Below are 19,594 nucleotides of genomic sequence, written 5' to 3' on the forward strand. Positions count from 1 at the left end.
CCTTTCACTTTAAAGATTTTACTTTCTTCCTGTAAAACTCGCTTTCATATCCAATGTTTTAAAATCTGTAAATGGAAATTGCACTGGCATTCCTGTTTTTCTAGATTTATATGCTGCTAGTATTATTGACATTGCTTTTTTACCTTCTTCACCAGATACTAAAGGCGCTCTGTTTTCATTTATAGCATCAATAACATCCTTAAATAAAGGTGTGTGTCCTTCACCATAAACATTATCGATTTTTACATTTACTTGGTTTTTTACAGCTTCTTCATCTTCTCCATCAAATCTCCAAGTTTCAAGTTCATTAACTGCAAGCCCACCAATAGCTACAGCTCCAGTTTCTCCAAAAATGCTTAGAGTTTCTTCTAAATTTGTAGGATATACACAAGCTGTTCCTTCAACAATACCTATAGCTCCGCTTTTAAATCTTATTATTATCGCACCAAAGTCTTCTGCTTCGATATCCCTTAAGTAAGTATCACATTCAGCATATACTCTTTCAATCTCTCCACCCATCGTCCATTGCAGCAAATCAATATTGTGTATACATTGGTTCATAAGAGTACCGCCATCTAATTCCCAAGTTCCTCTCCATGGAGCTTGCTCATAGTATCCCATATTTCTATTCCATAGCACTCTTGCTGTTCCATTTATTATTCTTCCAAATTTATCTCCGTCAACTGCTTCTCTTAATTTTTGTATTGGCTTATTAAATCTATTTTGATGACATACCCCAAGCTTAACATTATTTTCATTCGCTACTTTAATCATTTCATTAGCATCATTAATTGATAAAGCCATTGGCTTTTCCACTAGAGCACTTGCTCCTTTTTTCATAGAATAAATTGCGATTTCAGCATGGTATCCACTTTCTGTAGCAATTGTAACTACATCAATATCTTCTTTTTCTAACATTTCTTTATAATCTACATATGTATGAACAGAACTTTCTGAAGCTCCAGTTTTATCTATGTACTCTTTCTTCTTAGCTTCAGCTTTTACTAACTCAACATCACAAGTTGCAACTAATTCTGCTTCTTCACTATTTTTAGCTAATGCTTCAACATGCTTATAAGATATTCTTCCGCAACCTATGATTGCAAACTTTAATTTTTTCATCCCGTATCCAACCCTCTTCTTTAATATTCTTTTATGTTTAACTCTTCTTATATATGATAATTTTTTATAATATTAATAATAAATTACTCTAATAGTCTTCCGTAAACATATTTAATTAGAATGTATATTTTCTAAATGCATTTAATTATAGTCTTCAATATTATGTAAATATCAAAAAATATATTATTTTTTCTTATATATTCTAAATTCAGCGTTAACTTATCAGGCATAATTGTATTAATGTAAAATTCTTCAGGATTCTCTACGCCTCCGAGTAAATCATTTTCATCCCTATATCTAATAGATGCTAAATCAGTTATTCCAGGTTTAACCTCAAGTACTTTTTTCTGTTCTACATTATAAAGCTTAACATATCTAGGTACTTCAGGTCTTGGTCCAACTAGGCTCATATCTCCCTTAAATACATTTATTAACTGAGGTAATTCATCTAGTTTATACTTTCTCAAAAATGCACCAATCTTTGTAATCCTGTTGTCATTACCTACTGTAATCTGTTTTCCTAATTTTTCTGCATCTACAACCATAGTTCTATATTTAAGTATTTCGAATTCCTTACCATTTTCGCCTACTCTTATCTGTTTAAAAAACACAGGACCATCAGACCCTGCCTTTATTTTAATTGCAATTACAATTAAAACTGGGCTTAAAACTATAAGTCCTAAAGTAGAGCATATTAAATCAAATATTCTTTTGATTACTTTATTAATTTTATTCATCTATCTACTCCTAATAAAATCTTTTCAAATTTTATAACATTACATACTACTATTTTATATCATTTTGATTATTATTGCTTATGTTAACAAATTTCTTCATAAATACTTAAGGAAACTCGACTCACATTCGTTCGCTGAGTAAGTGATTCACAGCAAATCATAGATTTGTGTTCTCTACTTAAGGAAACTCGACTCACATTCGTTCGCTGAGTAAGTGATTCACACAAAATCATGGATTATGACTCTCACTTACCTACTTAAGAAGGAAATATGCTATTTGAGAGCTTCTAAAAACTTTTCAGCCAATCCATGATATGTATGATTTAACAATACATAATCTCTCCCATTTTGCCCAATTTTATTCTTTTCATCTTCACTTAAGTTTTTAATCTTCATAACAGCTTCCACTACTGCATCTGGATTTTCAGCTGGGACAGTAATACCGCAATTTGAATCTTTAACTGGATCATTTGATGCTTCCACAGCATATATTACTGGTCTTGCTGCCATCATGTAATCAAATAGCTTATTTGGACTTACTCCATAGTTAAACAAATTTTGCTTTTTTAGACCAATATAGCATATATCTAATAATTCTAATACATTATCCATATTATCTTTTAATACTGGATCTAAAAATTCCACATTTGTTACATTATTTGTTTTGGCATATTCAATTAATTGACCTTTTACATTTCCATTTCCGACCATTACATATTTAACTTTTTCATCTGTTGTCTTTTTAGCAGCATCAATCATTGTATCTAAAACATTAGCTGGTGAGTGGTTTCCTGTATATCCCACTAAAAAATATCCTTGTTCTTTTAGCTCTTTTAATCTTTCAATAGTTTTTTCCATTGGAGCAGTTTTCTTTTCTCCAACAATTATTCCATTAGGCACATGGACATAATTATCTGTTTTAAAGCCTCTATCTCTCATATGCTTATCTGCATTTGGTAAAATTGATACAATCCTATCGCTATTTTTAAATGCAAAATCTTCTGCTCTTTGAAGCACCACTATAGCAGGATTGTTCTTAGAATATCCCCCTATTTCCATTGGTGTTAAAGGCCATAAATCATGAATTTCAAAGAAAAGCTTTCCTTTAGATCTTTTAGCAATCCTATGGGCAGGATATATATCCAATGGATAAGTAGATGATGCTATAACAGCATCTGGTTTATATTTATCTGAAATCTTCTTATAATTCATTCTTAATTTAAACATGAAAGTTGAAATATTCTTTATTCTCCCAACACCATTTCCATTATATTCAGGAGTTTTAACCCATACATATGTAATTCCATCTATAACTTCTTCTTGGAAATCTTCTTTAACTTCTGGATTCTTTTTTCTTAAATGAGAGAAATCAGCTGCAAGTATAGTAACATTATGTCCCATTTGAGCCCATTCTCTTCCCATATAATAAGGTCTAAATTCCATTCCATGATAATCAGACCCTGCATAGTGATTTATAAGTAAGATATTCATCTTAATTTTCTCCTTTTCTACTTGTAATACTAGGTAGGTTTATTCCTATTTAATCTTCTTTATTTCTTGTGCAAATCGTTCAAAATTAGTTTCTGCACAAAAATCCTTTAACCACAATTCACGGCACCTTTCACGAAAAGCATTTTTTTCTTCTTTTGATAGTTCAGCCATATATTTAATCTTTTTCCCTAGTTCTTCTACCTTAAAATCTGCTGGCAGCAATAATCCCGTTTCCTTATCTCTTACAATTTCCGATGTTCCACCAACATCAGTAGCTATAGATGGGATTCCAAATGAACATGCTTCCATAATACTTACTGGCAAACCTTCTGAGCTGCTTGTATTTATAAATAAATCTACTGGTTCTTTTTGATAATACTTCATTAAGTCTGAATTCTTAATGCTTCCTGCAAAATTAACTTCCATAAAATCCAAATTCTCTTTTGAATATTCTTTAAGTTCTTCTAATCCTGCACCAGCCCCAAAATGAGTCCACTTAAGTTCTAATCCTGAATTTCTCAAAGTTGCTAGCGATTTTGCTAATAAATCCATTCTCTTAACTGGACTTATATGGCAGCAGCTTACTATATGAAATATGTGGTTTTCATCAACTGATTTTATACCATTATCTTGACTTCCTAGATAACCTGTTTTTATCTTATTTTCATAACCTGGGTAAAGATTGTTTAAATAATCTCTTCCATTATTAGAACAAGTATATACTTTATTAATATTCTTAATAAGATATTCTCGTAGTGGTAAATAATTCATAGAATTTCTATATGTATAAATATCGTAACCATGCGCACGACTTATAGCACATTTTTCTTTTATATTAAAATAATCTCTAAGTTTTATTGCTGCTAACGCAGTATCATAAAACCAATAACTATAAAAAATAGCTTTATCATATTGTTCCAAATTTGATTTTTCTAGAATCTCTTTAACTTTTTCAAATACAATATTAGATTTAGCTGTAAAATATGTTAAGTATGCTTTCTTTTTTATTGATCCCTTTATTGCTAGTTTTTCAGAATCTGTCATATATCCATTAAAATTAGTAAATGGAAATAACTTTATACCACTTATAGGAAGTTTATGTTTTACATCGGATGCTTTAATTCTATATATTTCAAAATTATGTGGTGTAGTTCTTGTTTGAACTGCATCATCTGAAGTACTAGTTGCAATTATAATAACTTTCCTAAAATTTTTTGAAAGCATTAATATTTCATCTTCTATAAACTCTTCACCCTTATCAAAAGGGAAAATTTTTGTCAAAAACACTAGACAATCGTTCATTTCTGCCTCCTAATCATTTTTAATATGATTCCAAGCCAAATAAACCTATCATAAATGATAGAATTCATTTGGCCTTTATTATTTATATCCTTTTGGGTTTTTAAGTTGCCATGCCCAAGAATCTCTGCACATTTCATCTAATCCTCTTGTGGCTTTCCAATTTAACTCTTTGTTGGCTTTAGAGCAATCTGCATAGCATACTGCTACATCTCCAGCACGTCTTCCAACTATTTTATATGGTATATTCACACCAGATACTTTTTTAAATGCTTCTATTAATTCAAGTACACTATATCCTGTCCCAGTTCCTAAATTATATGTTACTAATCCTGGATTTTTCTTTAATCTTTCAAGAGCTTTAACATGTCCTTCAGCAATGTCTACTACATGAACATAATCTCTTACTCCAGTTCCATCTTGTGTTTCATAATCATTCCCGAATATAGATACTTCTTTTAAACTTCCAATTGCCACTTCAGTTATATATGGCATAATATTACTAGGTACTCCTGATGGATCTTCCCCTATAATTCCACTTTCATGTGCTCCTATAGGATTAAAATACCTTAAAATTGCAATATTCCACCAATTATCTGATGCACTCAAGTCTCTCAGTATATCTTCTGCAATTAATTTTGTTCTTCCATATGGATTTGTAACTGATAAAGGTAAATATTCTTCATTTACAGGCATAACTTCAGCATTTCCGTATACTGTTGCTGATGAACTAAATACTAAATTTCTTACTGAATATTTTTTCATAAGCTCTAGCACTATTAAAATACTTGCCAAATTATTATTATAATATTCTAATGGATGTGATATAGACTCACCAACTGCTTTTAAAGCTGCAAAATCCATTACTGCCTCTATTTCATTTTCCTTAAAAACATTTTCAACAGCATTTTTATCTGTTAAATCAATTTTATATAACTTTATTTTCTTTCCTGTTATTTCTTCAATTCTATCTTTAACTATTTCCTTACTATTGCTTAAATTATCTATAACTATAACATCTTCTCCAGCGTTAAGTAATTCAACAGAAGTATGACTTCCTATATATCCCATTCCACCTGTAACTAGTATCGACATTACTTACCTCCCAAATTGGTAATCTTAATTATTAAACTATCAATATTTAAAATTATAATTCATCTAATTAAAATAGTTTTTTCTACTTATTGAATTATACTAATATTCATCAATATATGCAATGTTTACTGTTCTTTAATATTGCAAACTTAGCACATTATTTCATTTATGCTTTTTATATGCTAAAATAATTATACTATATAATATATTCATTTTAATAAATTAAATACTATTTGGTTAGTATTATGCAAAATTTAAGGAGGAATAGTACATGAAAGTACTAACTGTTATTGGAGCCAGGCCACAATTTATAAAAGCGGCAACAGTATCAAATAAAATTAGATTAAATGGAAATAGTGAAATTCTAGTCCACACTGGGCAACATTATGATAATAATATGTCCGATATATTTTTTGATGAACTTGGAATTCCAAAGCCTGATTATAACTTAAGCATAGGTTCTTCAAATCATGGTCATCAAACCGGAAATATGCTTATAGCTCTTGAAGATATTTACTTGAAGGAAAAACCAGACATAGTTCTAGTATATGGAGATACTAATTCTACTCTTGCTGGAAGTCTTTGTGCCAGTAAATTATTAATACCAGTAGCCCACGTAGAAGCTGGACTTAGAAGTTTTAATAAAGCAATGCCTGAAGAGCAAAATAGAATCCTTACCGATCATATTTCAGATTTACTTTTTACTCCAACATTAACAGCAGTAAATAACTTAAAAAATGAAAATGTAACAAAAGGTGTTTATAATGTTGGTGATGTAATGTATGATGCTATAAACCTTTTTAAGGAAAGAGCTAAAGACGTATCAACAATTATTGAAAAATTTGATTTAGCACCAAACAGCTACATACTTTCAACAATTCACAGAGCGGAAAATACAAATAGTGTTGAAAGGTTAACTTCAATATTAATTGCATTAAGTTCTTGTGGTAAAAAGATAGTGCTTCCATTGCATCCAAGAACTAAGAAATTTATTGAAGAATATAATTTACATATTGGTGACAATATTAAAATAATTGACCCAGTTGGATATTTAGATATGATTTCACTTCAGGAAAATTCTCAAAAAATAGTTACAGATAGTGGTGGAATTCAAAAAGAAGCTTACTTTTTAAAGAAACCATGTATAACTATGAGAGATGAAACTGAATGGGTTGAAACTGTAGAAAATGGCTGGAATGTTATAGTTGGAAGTGATTCTAATAAAATTATGAATGCTTTAGAAAACTTTAATCCTACAGGCACTCCTGCTTCTGCTTTTGGAAATGGGGATTCTTCTTCGATAATCACTCAAATTATTAAAGATTATTTAGCTTAATATAAACGATAAAAAATAAGGTGAATTAAAGTTTATTATTTTAACTCGCCTTATTTTTTTATTTAACCATAGGTATTTTGATATATAAAATATAATAATTATTCTATACTATCCTATATTCTTTAAACGATGTTCCATTATTACAAGTCTCATTATCATTTTTATAAACTTGAATACATGATATAGCAAATGCCATAAGAATCCAGTATGAAAATACATAGGTTATGGAACTAGGTCCAAAGCTCGCAGGTGCAAAAGCAATAAGTCCTGTTGCTGCTGCAAAACACATTACCTTCTTCTTTTTGATTCCAATTATTATATTTCCTACAAGTAAGTATAAGTAATAAACACCATATAATATTACCCCAGGAACTCCAAAATCCCCAAGAATTTCTATAGCATAACAATGAGGACTATATATATTTCCAGTATTCTTTTGGTTTTGAATATACTGTGTAACATTTCCCACACCATACCCTAGTATATTTTTATCTTGTAATGTTCCTTTTACAAGAACGTCTCTTATTATTGTCATTCTAACACTAAGTGAACCTTCTCCACCTTCTTTGACCTCTTCATCCTCTAATGCATTCATTTTATCAACAAGGCCATTTTTAACTAAACCATCTGTCTTAACATTCATAATCATATAACTATAATTAAATGTTACAAAAAGTGAAATTACTAATATTATTGGACATAATATTACTTTTATTCCTTCTTTCTTAATGTTGAATATAGAGTAAATTGTATAAACTCCAACTCCAAAACTAATAGCTACAAAACCTGTCCTTGATGTTGTTACTGCAACAAGAGTAAATGCAATGATAGAAATTAATATTGCCCATATTTTTATAAATATATTTTGTGCTTTATTGATTGTATAGAAGAATATTGGACATAATAATGCAAGAGTTGCTGCTAAATTATTAGGATTAAATGAAAATGCTATTGGCCTTGCATTTATTAAAGCCTGTTGATCTACTGGCAAAAACTCTATAAATCTATCTGCATAATGTCGTATTGGTAATTGGCTGCCAAGCAAAACTTCCACAAGACCAATTACTGTAATCAGTGAAACTAAAAACAACAATAAATTAATTGTTTTTTTAATTCTTTGCTTATTTATATTGTAAATCATCACATTTACAATAAATGCAAACATAATTAAATATATAGCAATATATTTAATTGCTAAACTTCTGTTTAATGCCCATACTACACTTGTGCACATATATACAAACCAAATTCCATATATGATCAAAATTTTCTTATCTAAAGTTGCAAATACATTTCTCTCTTTAAACAACTTATATAATGATACTAGAGAAAAAATACCTAAAACTATATGAAACATATATATACTTTCTATTCCAGGAACATACAAAGCATAATCATAAAATGCAGATACTAGAAAAACTGCATAGAGTACATCATAAATATCATTATCTCTTATTAAAAATACTGCTGCCATTGTTGTTAATATATACATTGCAGTTATTAAATAACTTCCATTTGTTATTCCTAAAAATCCTGCCATAGCAAACACGATTGCTAAAACAATAATTTTATTTCTATTTTCTATAGTCATAACTACTCCTTATCTGCATTATCTGCCGCCACTTCATCTTTATTTTTATAATGATATGTTGGTACAATTTTTTGCATTTGGTGTTTAATTTCTGATACATCATCTAATTCTAATAGATTTTCTAATTGTTGAAGTTTTTCTTTTAAAGTATCCATATCTTCAAATGTTGGCTTTCCAACGTATATTTTCTTATGAACAGTATCCTCCAACCCTTCTTCACTCATTAAAAGTTCTTCATATAACTTTTCACCAGGTCTAAGTCCTGTAAATACAATTTTAATATCTCTATTAGGTTCAAGACCTGATAATTTTATTAAATCACATGCTAAATCATAGATTTTAACCGGTTTACCCATATCTAAGACAAATATTTCTCCACCTTTAGCAAAAGCTCCTGCTTGAAGCACTAATTGAGCTGCTTCTGGAATAAGCATAAAATATCTTATAATTTTTTTATGTGTTACAGTTACAGGTCCTCCATTTGCAATTTGCTTTTTAAATAAAGGTATTACAGATCCATTACTTCCAAGTACATTTCCAAATCTAACAGCAACAAATTCAGTTTTTGACTGCTTATCCATTGCTTGGATAATCATTTCGCATAATCTCTTTGTAGCTCCCATAATATTTGTTGGATTAACAGCTTTATCTGTTGAAATCATAACAAATCTTTCTATGTTAGCTGCACTTGCTTCTAACGCTAAATTTAATGTACCAAACACATTATTTTTAATAGCTTCTTTAGGACTATCTTCCATTAAAGGTACATGTTTATGAGCTGCTGCATGGAATACCACATCTATTTTATATTTTATAAATATTTCATGTAGCCTTTTTCTATCTCTAACAGAACCAATTAAAACAGTAAGGTTCATGTCCGGAAAATTTTCTTTTAATTCGTTTTGAATATCATATACATTATTTTCATAAATATCAAATATTATAAGCCTTTTAGGATTAAATATTGATATTTGTCTGCAAAGCTCTGATCCTATAGATCCACCGCCACCAGTAACTAATATAGTTTTTCCTTCTATATAATGTGAAATTCCTTTACTATCCAATTGTATAGGATCTCTACCAAGTAAATCTTCTAAATCTACATCTTTAATTCTACTAACGGTTGCTTCTCCAGTAATAATTTCATACATTCCAGGTATTATCTTTAATTTGCAATTAGTATTCTTACATATCTCAATTATTTCTGCTTTGTTCTTTGCATCAAGAGATGGAATAGCAATTAAAATCAAGTCAATTTCTTGTTCTCTTGCAATATACGGAATATCGTGTCTATTTCCCTCTATTTTAACTCCAGATATTCTCTTCCCAAGCTTAGTTTTATCATCATCTATAAGAGCTATTGGATTATACTTTAATTCTCTTCTTGCCATCATTTCATTAATAATCATAGTACCAGCAGAACCTGCACCAACTACCATTACCCTTCTTTGATCTGATGAGTATTTAAATGGTATATATAAAAGAATTCTTCTATAAACTCTGTAAAGTATTCTATATCCTAACACAAAGAAAATACTCAAGAGTATTCCAACAACACAAACATTTAAAGGAACAGTACTTCCTAAAGGACTCCTTGTATATCCTATAGACATTATACCCGCTAAAATATTGCCTCCAACACCTAACAAAAATTCATCTGTTCCTGTTAAATGCCATAAACTTTCATACATTTTAAATAAATAGAAACAAACTAAATAAATAAAACTTAAAACTATGCAATCCTTGGTATATGTTCTTGCAATCACTGTAAAATCGCCACTATTTGTTATATTTATAGAAAAAAGATAAGCCATATTTACCATAAACATATCAATTATCATAATTATAAGTGTTTTCCAACTTTTCACTATAATCCCCTCCAATCTAAGAGATCTTATTAAATATAAATGTAGTTATTAATTATCTTTTTATCTTGTTAAATATTCTAATTAATGTCTTTGGACAATAAACCATACCCTTGCATTGAATAAAATATCTAATATTATTTTTATCAAATTTTTGCATTTTATAGTTTTTTAAATATTTTCTCACATCATTTTTATTTAGAAAATCGAAAAGATCCTTATGAAAATTCAAATCACTTCCTAACACAGAAAAAATATGTGATATTGAATATGGAATCTTAAATTCAAGTAAAAATATTTCAATTTTTTCTAAATTTTTATTTTGCCTTACATACTCTATCAGATCCACATATGAGTAGTAGCAATCTAGATGCTTTAATGAAACATTTTGTGTGACTGAATTTCCCCAAATAACGTAATAAGCTAAAATCTCGTTTACGCTTATTACCATATCAGCATATAATAATGCTTTTACAATGAAGATCATATCTTCTCCATATTTTCTCTTGCTATCAAAAAAAAGATTGTTATCTTTTATTATTGACGTTTTATATATGGCACTTCTCATTCCTATAGTTATATCATCTGTTAATTGTTTTAACGCAGCTTCTTTTCCACTAATAGCCCCACTTAAAGTTTTAGTTCTGTTTTTAACTAAAACTTTTCCATCTGCATCAACTTCACTATAATCGCAAAAAACCACATCGCAATTTGCAGCTTCAGCTTCCTTATACATTAACTCCACAAATCTAGAATCAACGTAATCATCAGAATCTAAAAATGTTATATATTCACCAGAAGCTTCTTCAATTCCCCTGTTTCTTGCCGCACTAACTCCTGAATTAATTTGAGTTATTACTCTGTAATTTATATCTGTCTTTTCAAGCAGATTTTTTGCAATATCTATACTTTTGTCTTTAGACCCATCATCTATAAGTAAAAGCTCAAAATCTTTATAAGTTTGATTAATAATAGAATTTATACATCTCTCAATACATTCTTCTACATTATAAACAGGAGCAATTATAGATACCTTTACCAAAACTATTCTCTCCTTTTGCTCATCTACAGTTAGTTTTACCTGTAATTTATTTGTATCTTTTCAACAATTAATATACTAATTATTTGAAATTTTGCAACACTACTTGAATTATACTAATATTGCCACCCATATGCAATATTTAGTCATTTTTCTTAATTAAAACTTCATATATAAATTAAAAATGAATGGTGGATAATGAATAATTTTTAATGAAATTCTTTCGGATTTTATTGCATTTAAAACTCCCAAATGGGGTATATTCCTTAATAATTAATTATTAACTTTTAATCTTTTTATTGTCTTAGCATGCCAAACTCTATCTTCCTCTTTAGGAAGTGTCATATAATCTCCATATAATTGTGTTAGTATAGCATCATAATTTCTAGGAGCATTAAAATAATCTCCTTCGAACTCAACTTTTATCAAATCAAAAAAATCTTCCTTTTTATATATGTATTGACTCCAAACAGTATCTAACCCATATCCCATATATTCAGAATTTCTATCATTCCATTTAATTAAAAAATCAAATAACTTTTGCCTTCTCTTTGTTGGAAAAATCAAAACTATAACTTTATAGATGAAATGTGTAATTTTATTTTTAAAAGATAATTTCTCTGGTTTTTCCCTGCATCTTACAAAACTTCTTAAAACAAAATTACTTATCCTTCTCTGAATATTGTAGACCCATCTTTTTTTTGGCAGGCTGTCATAAGGTAAAATATCTACAAATAATCCATTATGCATATTTTGATTTTCTACTATCTTTTCTTCTATATAAAGAGTATTATTATACCTAATTTTACAAGGCACTTGATAAATATCATATCCAGGGTCATTTTCATGAGTTTGTAAAAATAGATGAGAGGGTAATTCCTTCTTAACTACTTTTAAAAATTTTTCATAATCTTCTCTAAGCATTCCGATATCGATATCATCATCCCATGGAATAAACCCCTTATGTCTTACTGCACCTATAAGAGTCCCTGCATCTAAAAAATATTTTATATCATGTTTATCACAAATAACAGCTATATCTTTTAAGATTCCTTTCATTATAAGCTGAGCATCTCTTAACCCTAAATCCTCATAATTTGAATAATCATTGTTCATTTTTTTCTCCTTATAATATACATACTACCCTTTATTATATCAATGTAGTTCGAAAACTCAACAAGTATATATATTAATCATTATAAAATAATATAATAATTTAGATGAAAATATCGAATTTTTGCTATCCATATTCCTTAATCTGTTATTTTTTTGAATATGCCTAATTTGTGTGATATAATTTATTACGCATTGACCATATATATTAATGAAATATTTTAAATATTATAGAGATTGGAGAATATTTAAATGGAAAATACCAATGATTTAATTAGTATTATCGTGCCTGTATATAATGTTGAGAAGTATTTACCTCAATGTATAAATAGTCTTATAAATCAAACATTTAAAAATCTTGAAATAATTTTAGTAGATGACGGTTCATTAGATACTTCTGGAGAAATTTGTGATGAATTCTCTAAAATTGACAATAGAATTATTGTCATTCATAAAGAAAATAACGGCTTAAGTTCTGCTCGAAATGCTGGACTTGAAATAGCTAAAGGTGATTACATAGGTTTTGTGGATAGTGATGATTGGTTAGATGAAAATATGTATGAAATTTTATTTAAATTGATAAAGGATAATGATTCAGACATATCTTGCTGTAAATTTTTCAAAGCTGCTGATTCTGATGAAAAAATTCCAATCATTAATAATGAAATTATTCAATCTTTCACTAATATAGAAGGACTAAATAATTTTTATACAGATTTATATACTCAAACTGTAGTTGCCTGGAATAAATTATATAACAGAAACCTCTTTGATAATATAGTTTACCCAACAGGAAAAATACATGAAGATGAAGGGACTACTTATAAATTATTTTATAAAGCAAACAAAATAACTTATACAAATAAACCCCTTTATTATTACAGAACAACTCCTGACAGCATAACTACACGTAAGTTTAATAAGAAAAGATTAGATATCATAGATGTTTATGATGAAAAAATTGAGTTTATTAGAACTATAAATAATGAACCTATTTATTCTAAAACATTAAAATGGTACTTATTTACGCTGATAAATTGCTACTTTGAATGTTCTGCAAATATGGAAAATAACGAAGAATATTTAGCTCTAATAAAGAAGAAAGTTTCTGAAACTTATAAAGAATATAATAGATCAAAAGAAAAACAATTACATTGGATTATTTTATTCTCAATTTTTAGAATTAACCCCAAACTATATAAAATTATTTTGAGTTCTATAAAGTCTTAAAAAACTATAAATCCAATAAACTAAATATATGTTGCAAACTAATTAAAATAAAAATACTCCTTATTTTTATTCAAAGATTAAAATTACAATATATATGTTAAAATATATGCATTTTATATGTAGTAAAATTACGGAGGAACTATTCATGTTTAAAAACTTTTGTAAAACTTTTATTTTGTTTTCAATGATTGTTTTATTTATGACTTCAATCCTTGAAAACACTGTCTATGCTGCTGAGCAAAGTGCTAGCACTAGTTCAATCACTTCTAGTACTTCTACTTCTGATTCTTCTAAAGATTCGAAGACAACAGTTGTTTCTAATGACAGCTCTAACAAAAATTCTACTAGTTCATCATCAACTACAAGTAATAACGATGATAAGTCAAAAGATAAAGCTGTAACCGAAGAAAAAAAAGAAGAAATTATAGATTATGGTTGGAAAACAATTAACAACAAAAAATATTATATAGTTAATAATAAAATTTTAGAAACAACTGGTTGGTTTATGGAAAAAGACGTAAATCCAAACATCAAAACCAAAGATAAAAACTATAATTATAAATATTATTTAGATAAAGATTTTTCTGTTATAGTTGGATGGAAAGAAATAGATCACACTTGGTATTACTTCGATTCTGAAGGAGTAAAACAAAGTGGATGGATTAATAATAATGGTTGGTATTTCCTTAATGATTCAGGTGAAATGAAAACTGGATGGAACAAAATAGGTACGGATACTTTCTATTTTAATCAATATGGACAAGCTTCTGTAGGAAAAAAGTTAATTGATTCTAAGTGGTATTTCTTTGATGAAAGAGGTCGTCTTCAAAAAGGCTTCTATACAAACAAAGGGAAAATTCACTACTCTGATGAATATGGAGAAATGGTTACAAATCAATGGATAAAAAAAGGTGGTCATAAATTTTACATAAAGGCTGATAGCACTATTGCCATTGGAGATATATACATCAATGGTGTTATGGAAAATTTCGATAGCAATGGTTATTTAACAGTTCAAGAAAGTACTGCGAAAAATGATATTTATGTACGTTTCTTAAATGTTGGAAATGCTGACTGCGAATTTATAAAATTACCTAGTGGAGAAACTGTTTTGATAGATACCGGTGATCCTACCACTACTAAATCTATAATAAACTTCTTGAATAGTCAAAATTTGAAAACTGAATTTTTTTCTTCAAATTCAAGTGGACAAACCATTAATAGTAATACTTTAAAAGATAACAATGAAATAAATATTACTACTAGTAGTTCCGTTAGACTTAATAGCACTGGTAAAGGTGTAATAGATTATGTAATACTTACACATCCACATTCAGATCATATTGGTGGTGTAATGGAATTATTAAAAAACTTCAGTGTAGGAAAATTCATAATCCCTAAATATTTTGATTTAAAAGAGTATTCTCCTGGTACTATTTCAATATCTCAAGATAAAATTGATATCATTAACAATGATTATAAAGTATATGCAGCCACAATGGATGCTTTATTAAAGAGTGGTGTTCCTGTGGTCCAAGCTGAACCTAATTCTTTTATAGATAGTGAGCATATTTTGCAATTCCTGCACCTAGATAAAGACTATTCAAAGCTTGAAACTGATCCTTATTACTCACAATACAATTCTTTTAATGATAATTCTGCTATTGTATACTTAAATTATCATGATTTCCAATGCCTTTTCACAGGAGATATTCAATGGAAGGCTGAAAATGACTTTTCTACTCGTAAAGCTTTAAACGGCAATACAGTAGATATATTAAAAGTGCCTCATCATGGTAATGTTGGTTCTTCTTCTTACACATTTATTGGTTATGTAGATCCTTCTATAGGAATTATTTCTAGATCAAAAGACAGAATTAGTACTACCAATGAACCTTATGATGTTTTAACAACTTGTGGTGTTAATGTATATGAAACAAGTTTAACAGATGGAGTTTCTGTATATGTTACTAAAGATAATTGGAATATTGACACTAAATAAATTAAAAAACAGAACGTTGCAAAGCTAACATAGTACAGCTTTGTAACGTTCTGTTTTTAGAAGTTAATATTTTTTTATCCTTTTACCCCACTATCACTTACGCCTTTCATAAACCACTTTTGAGCTATCAAAAACAATATTAATAGTGGTAATACTGTAATTGTACTTGCAGCCATTATTTCAGGCCATTTAATACCATAAGCTCCACCTTGGATGAAGAACTGTCTAAGTCCTGCTGATACCAAAAATTTTTCTGGACTTTTAGTTATAAGTGAAGGGTACATGTACTCATTATAGTATGTTACAAAGCTAATTAATCCAAAAGTTATAAAAGTTGGTTTGGTTAATGGAAACATAATCTTTAAAAGTATTTTTAAATGAGATGCTCCATCCATTCTTGCCGCTTCTACAAGACTTCTGTCTATTTGCATAAACGCCTGTCTTATTAAGAATATTCCAAATACGTTTGCCAAATTACTTATTATAAGTCCAGTTAAAGTATCAATTAAATTAATATCTGCAAGTATCATGTAGCACGGTACATATGTTACTGCTGAAGGTAGCATATAAGTACCCATTATTAATGCAAATAAAATTTTTTTACCTTTAAATTTAAATTGAGTTAAGGCATATGCAATCATAGCTGCACTTATAATTTGAAACATAACCTCTATAGATGCAACAAAAAAGCTATTTCCAAGATATACTTCAAAAGGTGCTTCTTTAAATACCTGTATGAAATTATTCCATTGTGGCACTGATGGGACTAATACAGGTGGAAAATTAAAGACTTCATCTTTAGTTTTTAATGCACTACTTATCATCCATAGAAAAGGAAAAAATGTAATAACACTTATTAGAATCAATACTAAATGTCTTATGCCTTTTGTTATAATTTCAAATACAGTAGGCTTGCTTATAATTTCTATGCCAGTATCTAAATCTTCTATTTCTTTAAGATTATCTTTAACATTAATATCCATATTTCTATTTCCTCTCTTTATAATACAAATACATATATCTTATTTATAATTTAATGTACTTTAATAATGCACCCATTTCTTTGAAGCAATAAATTGAATTCCCGAAAGTATAGCTATTATAACTAATATAACAGTTGCCATAGCAGTTGCCTGACCCATATTGAAATTTTCAAAAGCAGTTTGATAATACATATACAATATGGTTCTTGTACTACCTGATGGTCCTCCTTGGGTAAGAACTTGAATTTGATCATAAGCTTGAAGTGAATTAATTGTTGTTATTATACTTAAAAAAAATGTAGTTGGTGATATCAGTGGCAATGTTATGCTTACAAACTTATTCCAATTGTTAGCTCCGTCAATTGCTGCAGCTTCATATAAATGTTTTGGTACCTTTTCTAAAGCTGTTAAATAAAATACCATCGCCCATCCAAAGCCTTTCCAAACTGTAACAATTATAACAGCCATCATTGCTGTATCAGAACTTTGTAACCATTGTGATTTTGGCAGCTTTAAAAATTGTAATACATAATTAGCAAAACCATATTTAGGCTCAAAAATCCAACTCCATACTATAGATATGGCCACTGTTGGCGTAATCCATGGAGAGAATATTATAGCCTTATATAAAGCTGAACCTTTAATATTGTTTTTTAATACCATAGCAATAGTTAATCCCCCCACTATTGTCGGCACTAAAGTTCCAATCGTAAATACAAAGGTATTTCTTAACGAACTGTAAAAGGCTTTGTCAGAAAATAATGCTTTGTAATTATTAAAACCAACCATATTATATGTTGAACTCATATAATCCCAATCAGTAAAACTCATAAATATAGCTTTAATCATTGGCCATATCCAAAACACTCCAAGAGGAATTACAGCTGGCAAAATAAACATTAAAACACATAAGTTTTTATTAATTTTTCTCTTAATACTATTATTAATCTCCACCAATATCACCACCCTTAAGTCAGTTAACATTTAACAATTAACAGCTAACAATTGTATATGAAAAGCCTTTAAGGCTTTTCATAATAAGAATATTAAACTTCTCTTCAAACCCCTTTGGGTTTTGTTCCTTAACTGTTAACTTATAACTGTTACTTGTTAACTGAGTTAAGTGCTTCTTGTGCAATTTTTTGAGCTTCATCTAAAGCTTCTTTTGCAGGTACATTTTCTATTTCAACTTTATCTGCTGCATTTTTAAGTGCATCGATAATTTTTCCATCTGTAGGATCTATGAATACTTTTGTAGCATGAGTTGCTTGAGCTGCTGGAACCGCTGCTTGAGGATTTTTCTTTACATGTTCCACGAATTCAGGTGTTGCTGCACTTCCTTTATTTACTGAAATATATCCAGAAGCTATTGCCCATTCAGCACTAACCTTTGCTGATGTGAAATACTTAATAAATTCATATGCACCTTGCTTTTCTTCATCGCTAACTCCACTTGGAATAGCTAAAAGTCTTGCTTCAGCAATTGGTTTTGCTTGCTTTCCTGCTTTAAATGCTGGTTGTTCATATGCACCTAATTTATTGAAATCAAGATCACCTTGGTCTCCAGATGAACCAGTATATCCAGCTGCTTTATCCTTCATAGCATCATCAACTGTTGCATACCAATATTCCCATCCTTGTCCACCTGAGTGAATTCTCATAATTTTATCTTCATGAATCCACTTTCTAAAACTATCCCAAGATTCAACCCATTCTTCTGAATTAATTAATACTTGTTTTCCATCATCACTTAATATTTTTCCACCATTACTTAAAGCTGCATCAATTAGATTATCTTCACCCCACATAGGCTCCCATCCATAGTATGAAACTTCTCCACCATCTTTTTTAGTGAGTTTCTTAGCTGCTTCTGCAAGACCTGTCCATGTCTTTAAGGATTCTTCAGTAATTCCTGCATCTTTAAATGCTTGCTTATTATAATATAATAGTTGTGTTGTTCCATAAATAGGAAATGCATATAACTTACCATCTTTTTTGCCAGTTTCTAAAAATGATTCTAAGTAATTTTCTTCTTTAAATTCTGCATCTTTACTTGTATAATCACTTATGTTTGTAAGCAAGCCTTTATTAGCAAGCATATAAACTTTATCGCCTTCCAATAAAGCAAGCGCTGGGCTTTTCTTAGCTGCTATTCCAGCTTGCAAGTTTTTAAATGTAGCTTTGTAATCTTCTTGAGCTACTCCCTTAACTTCATACTTATCTTGAGATTTATTAAAATCAGTAATTATTTTTTTCATATTTTCGTCTAGTTTACCACCTAAGCCATACCAATATTCAACCTCAATCTTTCCATTAGCAGTTTTTTTAGCTTTTTGACTTGCACTTGCACCTCCACAAGCAGTCATGCTTCCTGCTAATATTGACACTAATCCAATAGCACATATTTTTTTAATAAATTTATTCATAAACTTACCCCCACTAATAATTTAATTGCAATTCCATATAACGAATTTATTCAAATCGCATTTTACGCAGTTCATTTTTTGAACAACTTTATATTAACATCGTTCATCGTTCAACTCAATACGTTCATTGTAATTTTCCCATAAAATTCATTAATTTTATTTTTTTACTAAACATTATTTAATAAACTTCACTATATATGCTTTATTACTAATGTTTTAGTAATAATTTTAATCAAAAAGAAAGAAGCTCAGTATTTATAATTTC

General features: G+C 29.0%; 15 protein-coding genes. 3 read left to right on the forward strand and 12 right to left on the reverse strand.

Annotated elements, in window-relative coordinates:
- Positions 1 to 18 precede the first annotated feature (18 nt).
- From GXK56_RS16590 to galE, 5 genes are all read right to left on the reverse strand, one after another.
- Positions 19 to 1,122 carry a Gfo/Idh/MocA family oxidoreductase gene (locus GXK56_RS16590; protein ID WP_160689405.1) on the reverse strand — a complete coding sequence of 368 codons (1,104 nt, stop codon included), beginning with the start codon at positions 1,120 to 1,122 and terminating at the stop codon, positions 19 to 21.
- A 131-nt stretch (positions 1,123 to 1,253) separates the two neighbouring features.
- Positions 1,254 to 1,859, reverse strand: coding sequence for a sugar transferase (locus GXK56_RS16595; RefSeq protein ID WP_160689407.1), 606 nt, complete (start codon positions 1,857 to 1,859; stop codon positions 1,254 to 1,256).
- Positions 1,860 to 2,132: 273 nt separating this feature from the next.
- Positions 2,133 to 3,350 (reverse strand): glycosyltransferase family 4 protein, encoded by a 1,218-nt coding sequence (locus tag GXK56_RS16600; RefSeq protein ID WP_160689409.1) that lies wholly within the window; start codon positions 3,348 to 3,350, stop codon positions 2,133 to 2,135.
- A 45-nt stretch (positions 3,351 to 3,395) separates the two neighbouring features.
- Complete coding sequence (locus tag GXK56_RS16605; RefSeq protein ID WP_160689411.1) at positions 3,396 to 4,652, reverse strand: glycosyltransferase; 1,257 nt, start codon at positions 4,650 to 4,652, stop codon at positions 3,396 to 3,398.
- Between the two features lie 78 nt (positions 4,653 to 4,730).
- Positions 4,731 to 5,744, reverse strand: coding sequence for a UDP-glucose 4-epimerase GalE (gene galE / locus GXK56_RS16610; RefSeq protein WP_160689413.1), 1,014 nt, complete (start codon positions 5,742 to 5,744; stop codon positions 4,731 to 4,733).
- 271 nt (positions 5,745 to 6,015) lie between these two features.
- On the opposite strand from galE, the gene wecB reads away from it, so the two are divergent.
- On the forward strand, positions 6,016 to 7,080 hold the full coding sequence (gene wecB / locus GXK56_RS16615) for a UDP-N-acetylglucosamine 2-epimerase (non-hydrolyzing) (RefSeq protein WP_160689415.1): 1,065 nt from the start codon (positions 6,016 to 6,018) through the stop codon (positions 7,078 to 7,080).
- 103 nt (positions 7,081 to 7,183) lie between these two features.
- Here wecB and GXK56_RS16620 read toward each other — a convergent pair whose 3' ends face one another.
- From GXK56_RS16620 to GXK56_RS16635, 4 genes are all read right to left on the reverse strand, one after another.
- Positions 7,184 to 8,671: an O-antigen ligase family protein gene (locus GXK56_RS16620; protein WP_160689417.1), complete on the reverse strand. Its 1,488-nt coding sequence runs from the start codon at positions 8,669 to 8,671 to the stop codon at positions 7,184 to 7,186.
- Between the two features lie 2 nt (positions 8,672 to 8,673).
- Entirely contained in the window at positions 8,674 to 10,539 is a 1,866-nt protein-coding gene (locus tag GXK56_RS16625; RefSeq protein ID WP_160689419.1) for a nucleoside-diphosphate sugar epimerase/dehydratase, read from the reverse strand.
- A gap of 52 nt (positions 10,540 to 10,591) precedes the next feature.
- Positions 10,592 to 11,578 (reverse strand): glycosyltransferase family A protein, encoded by a 987-nt coding sequence (locus GXK56_RS16630; protein WP_160689421.1) that lies wholly within the window; start codon positions 11,576 to 11,578, stop codon positions 10,592 to 10,594.
- A 270-nt stretch (positions 11,579 to 11,848) separates the two neighbouring features.
- Entirely contained in the window at positions 11,849 to 12,691 is an 843-nt protein-coding gene (locus GXK56_RS16635; RefSeq protein WP_160689423.1) for a LicD family protein, read from the reverse strand.
- A gap of 249 nt (positions 12,692 to 12,940) precedes the next feature.
- Here GXK56_RS16635 and GXK56_RS16640 point away from each other — a divergent pair, with 249 nt between their 5' ends.
- A complete protein-coding gene (locus GXK56_RS16640; RefSeq protein WP_160689425.1) occupies positions 12,941 to 13,918 on the forward strand; it encodes a glycosyltransferase in 978 nt (325 codons plus the stop codon).
- Between the two features lie 145 nt (positions 13,919 to 14,063).
- On the forward strand, positions 14,064 to 15,920 hold the full coding sequence (locus GXK56_RS16645; protein ID WP_160689427.1) for an MBL fold metallo-hydrolase: 1,857 nt from the start codon (positions 14,064 to 14,066) through the stop codon (positions 15,918 to 15,920).
- Between the two features lie 74 nt (positions 15,921 to 15,994).
- Here the strand turns inward: GXK56_RS16645 and GXK56_RS16650 are convergent, their stop codons facing one another.
- From GXK56_RS16650 to GXK56_RS16660, 3 genes are all read right to left on the reverse strand, one after another.
- Complete coding sequence (locus GXK56_RS16650) at positions 15,995 to 16,903, reverse strand: carbohydrate ABC transporter permease (protein WP_160689429.1); 909 nt, start codon at positions 16,901 to 16,903, stop codon at positions 15,995 to 15,997.
- Between the two features lie 60 nt (positions 16,904 to 16,963).
- Positions 16,964 to 17,863: a sugar ABC transporter permease gene (locus GXK56_RS16655; RefSeq protein WP_347707963.1), complete on the reverse strand. Its 900-nt coding sequence runs from the start codon at positions 17,861 to 17,863 to the stop codon at positions 16,964 to 16,966.
- Between the two features lie 143 nt (positions 17,864 to 18,006).
- Positions 18,007 to 19,329 carry an ABC transporter substrate-binding protein gene (locus tag GXK56_RS16660; protein ID WP_160689433.1) on the reverse strand — a complete coding sequence of 441 codons (1,323 nt, stop codon included), beginning with the start codon at positions 19,327 to 19,329 and terminating at the stop codon, positions 18,007 to 18,009.
- Between the last annotated feature and the right edge of the window lie 265 nt (positions 19,330 to 19,594).

Source organism: Clostridium sp. C2-6-12 (assembly GCF_009928485.1).
Taxonomy (GTDB): domain Bacteria; phylum Bacillota; class Clostridia; order Clostridiales; family Clostridiaceae; genus Clostridium.

Coding starts and splice junctions, on each gene's coding strand:
- GXK56_RS16590 (WP_160689405.1), bottom strand. CDS start 1,122: ATGAAAAAATTAAAGTTTGCAATCATAGGTTGCGGAAGAATATCTTAT.
- GXK56_RS16605 (WP_160689411.1), bottom strand. CDS start 4,652: ATGAACGATTGTCTAGTGTTTTTGACAAAAATTTTCCCTTTTGATAAG.
- GXK56_RS16645 (WP_160689427.1), top strand. CDS start 14,064: ATGTTTAAAAACTTTTGTAAAACTTTTATTTTGTTTTCAATGATTGTT.
- GXK56_RS16635 (WP_160689423.1), bottom strand. CDS start 12,691: ATGAACAATGATTATTCAAATTATGAGGATTTAGGGTTAAGAGATGCT.
- wecB (WP_160689415.1), top strand. CDS start 6,016: ATGAAAGTACTAACTGTTATTGGAGCCAGGCCACAATTTATAAAAGCG.
- GXK56_RS16660 (WP_160689433.1), bottom strand. CDS start 19,329: ATGAATAAATTTATTAAAAAAATATGTGCTATTGGATTAGTGTCAATA.
- GXK56_RS16640 (WP_160689425.1), top strand. CDS start 12,941: ATGGAAAATACCAATGATTTAATTAGTATTATCGTGCCTGTATATAAT.
- GXK56_RS16595 (WP_160689407.1), bottom strand. CDS start 1,859: ATGAATAAAATTAATAAAGTAATCAAAAGAATATTTGATTTAATATGC.
- GXK56_RS16600 (WP_160689409.1), bottom strand. CDS start 3,350: ATGAATATCTTACTTATAAATCACTATGCAGGGTCTGATTATCATGGA.
- GXK56_RS16620 (WP_160689417.1), bottom strand. CDS start 8,671: ATGACTATAGAAAATAGAAATAAAATTATTGTTTTAGCAATCGTGTTT.
- GXK56_RS16650 (WP_160689429.1), bottom strand. CDS start 16,903: ATGGATATTAATGTTAAAGATAATCTTAAAGAAATAGAAGATTTAGAT.
- galE (WP_160689413.1), bottom strand. CDS start 5,744: ATGTCGATACTAGTTACAGGTGGAATGGGATATATAGGAAGTCATACT.